Genomic DNA, 3,096 nt, shown 5'->3' on the forward strand with positions numbered 1-3,096 from the left:
ATACTGCACCCACCTCCAGCTCTTCCTCGACCCGCGGATGCGCGACCGCCTGGCGGCCGAACTCGCCGACGCCGTCACCGGGACGGTCACCTGGGAGGCCCTCGACGCCGACGCCCCCTTCGCCGCTACGACCGATCCCGCCCCGCTCGCGACGGCGCTGGCGCGGGCCGGCCATCCGGTGGTGTCGGTCGACGTCACCACCGACGACGTCCGCCCGACCGGCATGCGCGTCGTCCACACGCTGGCGCCGGGCCTGTACTCGAACTCCTCGGTCGGCCTCCCGTTCCGCGGCGGCACCCGCCTGCCCGACCAGCTCGCGACGGTGGGCAAACCCCGCCGAGATTTCCCCCTGCCGCATTAGCCGGCCTCGGGTTGCCGACGACGACAGTGGTGGTCATACGCCGACCGCGGCCCGGTCCGGGATCGGCAGGCCGAGGTGGCCGCGCAGCGTGGTCGCCTCGTACTCGCGGCGGAACAGCCCACGCCGCTGCAACTCCGGCACGAGGTGGTCGACGATGAGATCCAGGCCATCGGGGTAGAAGTCGTGATTCAGGTTGAACCCGTCCGCGGCACCGTGTGTGAAGAACGCCTCGATTTCGTCGGCCACCTGCTCCGGCGTCCCGACCACCATGCGGTGCCCGCCGCCGGCGATCGTCTGGTCAAGAAGATCGCGTACGGTGAGGTTTTCGTTGCGTGCCGTCGCCAGCACGGAGCGGGCGAAACCGTAACTGCTCGGCTTCCAGCCTGGGGCGTCGAACAGTTCCCACGGCGGCGCCTTGTCCAGCTTCAGGCTCTCGACCGGGACGCCGAGCTGCCAGGCCAGCGCGGCGAAGTTGTCCTCGTTGTCGGTGTTGAGGCTCGCGAGCAGGTCGTGCCGCTCGCGGGCCTCGGCCTCGGTGCTGCCCAGCACCGGCCAGAGCCCGGGGAGGATGAACACCTCGTCGGGGTTGCGGCCGTAGACCTCGCGGGCCCGCGTCCTGACCTTGCGGGCGAACTCGATGCCCTGCCGCAGACTGTGCTCGGCGCAGAAGACGGCGTCGGCGTGCCTGGCCGCCAGCTGTTCGGCGGCTTGGCGATCCCGTTGCCGTTGACGTTCAGGTGCAGGGTACGGTGGGCCACATCACCAGCATTGACGCGCATTGCCTGTCGGAAAAAGGGGAAACAGCTACCGCTTCCGTTAAGCGGGCCTACGGGTTCGCGGCGTCAGCCGGGCTCAGCGCCGGTGACGACCGGGCGGGACGGGTCCGAGCTCCACGCCGAGAACGACCCCGGACAGGCGGCCGAACAGTTAAGCGCAGGCGCACCGGGCCCGTTAGCCGAACCTGGTTGATCGGGCGAGACTGGAGTCCCAGGCTGGAGGAATGACCAACGCCGCCGAGGACACCCGTGCCGTCACGTTCGGCTCGCCACAACTGGCCAAGCTGATCGCACACGTCGCCGAGGGCGCGATTGAACGCGAACAGCGCGGCAAGCCGCCGTTCGAGGCGATCGAGGCGATCAGGCGCGCCCGTCTCGGCGCGCTGCGGCTGCCGCGCGGGATCGGCGGCGGGGGTGCGTCGCTGGTCGAGCTGTACGAGGTGTTCATCGAGCTGGCCGCGGCCGACCCCAACGTGGCACACATCCTGCGCAGCCACTTCGGCGTCGTGGAGAACCTGCTGCGCAGCTCCGACCCCGAGCAGCGCAAGTGGCTTGAGCGCGTCGCCGCCGGCGAACTGATCGGCTCGGCCGCCACCGAGCTGAGCGCGAAGGCCGGTGCCACCGACTTCCCGTACGAGACCGCGATCACCCGCACGCCGGACGGGCTGCGGCTCAACGGCACCAAGCACTACACCACCGGCAGCCTCTACATGGACCGGATCGTCGTCGGCGTCACCGACATCGACGGGGGCAAGGTACAGGTGATCATCGAGGGCGACCGCCCTGGCGTGCGACGCGACAACGACTGGGACGGCTTCGGCCAGCGCTTCACCGGCAGTGGCACCGTGACGTTCGAAGACGTGGTGATCGAGCCGGGCGACTACTTCGGCAAGGGCGGACGGGACGCCGACTCCGATGCCTGCCGTGGCGGGCGACGTACTTCCACATCCAGCTCAACGCGATGATCGTCGGCATCCTGCGCCGCGTGGTGCGCGACGCCGCCGACCACGTCCGCGGCAAGCCGCGGACCTTCTACCACGCGCCGGCCGACGCCCCGGCCGAGGACCCGATCTTCCAGTACAGCGTCGGGCTGTTGGCCAGCCAGGCGTACACCGCCGAGACGCTGGTGCTCGCCGCCGCCGCGGCGCTGGAGCAGGCGTACGCCGCGCACGGCACGCAGCAGGAGTACAAGCTGTCGCTGCGCGCGGCGCTGGCCAACGCCAAGGCGAAGGTCGTCATCGACGAGCTGGCCAACCGCGCGGCCTCGGAGCTGTTCGACGTCGGCGGCGGGTCGATGGTGCGCGCCAGCCTCGCGCTGGACCGGCACTGGCGCAACATCCGCTCCATCACCGCGCACAACCCCAAGACGCTGAAGGCTGTCACGGTCGGCCGCTACGTACTCAACGGCACCCCGCCGCCGAACCAGGGCTTCTTCTGACCCGGCCGCCAGCCGGTGGGGGATAGCCGCCGGCTATGCCGGCCGCCGGCCGGTGGGGGATAGCGGCCGGCTATGCCGGCCGCCGGCCGAGGGGGAACAGGGCTGTGGGGAACATCGTGTCGGGTAGGCGTAGCAGTTGTGTGGTCAGGTGGTCGTCGAAGCCTGTTACCGCGCAGCCGGCCAGGTCGAGGGCGGTCGCGACCAGGTAGAGGTTCTGGACGGCGATGCCCGAGTCGACGTGCAGCGTCCGGTAGTGGCGGATCGGGTATTTCACGAGCGTGATGTCCAGCCGGGCGACCAGAAGGAGAGTGATCGGCGTCCGTTCGGCGAAGTCGGGCTGGGCCAGCACCGAGCGCAGCGCCGCCGTCGGGTCGCCGGACCACAGCGTCTCCAGATGCTGGACGTCTGGATCGTCGTCGGCCTCGTGGCGGAACACCCCGCCGGGTAGGTCGCCGCCGGGTCTGACCGCCACGTATACCGCCAGCGACGGCAGCCCGCCCGCGGACGGGGCCATCCACATC

Annotated in this window: 4 protein-coding genes and 1 pseudogene; 3 read left to right on the forward strand and 2 right to left on the reverse strand. The window is 70.5% G+C overall.

Translation table 11 applies throughout. From position 1 onward, the window contains the following. Window positions 1-361: pseudogene (locus tag DD1DGNOD_RS10155) on the forward strand (YcaO-like family protein); the annotation flags it as partial. Window positions 362-394: 33 nt separating this feature from the next. On the opposite strand, the gene DD1DGNOD_RS10160 reads toward DD1DGNOD_RS10155, so the two are convergent. After that, complete coding sequence (locus DD1DGNOD_RS10160; protein ID WP_083828212.1) at window positions 395-1,057, reverse strand: LLM class flavin-dependent oxidoreductase; 663 nt, start codon at window positions 1,055-1,057, stop codon at window positions 395-397. Between the two features lie 304 nt (window positions 1,058-1,361). Here DD1DGNOD_RS10160 and DD1DGNOD_RS10165 point away from each other — a divergent pair, with 304 nt between their 5' ends. Beyond that, window positions 1,362-2,102, forward strand: coding sequence for an acyl-CoA dehydrogenase family protein (locus DD1DGNOD_RS10165; protein WP_131769977.1), 741 nt, complete (start codon window positions 1,362-1,364; stop codon window positions 2,100-2,102). Beyond that, window positions 2,099-2,575 carry an acyl-CoA dehydrogenase family protein gene (locus DD1DGNOD_RS10170; protein ID WP_131769978.1) on the forward strand — a complete coding sequence of 159 codons (477 nt, stop codon included), beginning with the start codon at window positions 2,099-2,101 and terminating at the stop codon, window positions 2,573-2,575. The genes DD1DGNOD_RS10165 and DD1DGNOD_RS10170 overlap by 4 nt, the downstream gene beginning before the upstream one ends. Before the next feature lie 70 nt (window positions 2,576-2,645). Here the strand turns inward: DD1DGNOD_RS10170 and DD1DGNOD_RS10175 are convergent. Continuing rightward, window positions 2,646-3,096, reverse strand: a 451-nt coding sequence (locus tag DD1DGNOD_RS10175) for a SagB family peptide dehydrogenase (RefSeq protein WP_131769979.1), incomplete at its 5' end; no start/stop codon positions are given.

The organism is Candidatus Protofrankia californiensis (genome assembly GCF_900634765.1).
GTDB lineage: Bacteria > Actinomycetota > Actinomycetes > Frankiales > Frankiaceae > Protofrankia > Protofrankia californiensis.

What these genes read in the sequence shown, in the direction of transcription:
- DD1DGNOD_RS10165 (WP_131769977.1), top strand. Translation starts at nt 1,362, where the DNA reads ATGACCAACGCCGCCGAGGACACCCGTGCCGTCACGTTCGGCTCGCCA.
- DD1DGNOD_RS10170 (WP_131769978.1), top strand. Translation starts at nt 2,099, where the DNA reads ATGATCGTCGGCATCCTGCGCCGCGTGGTGCGCGACGCCGCCGACCAC.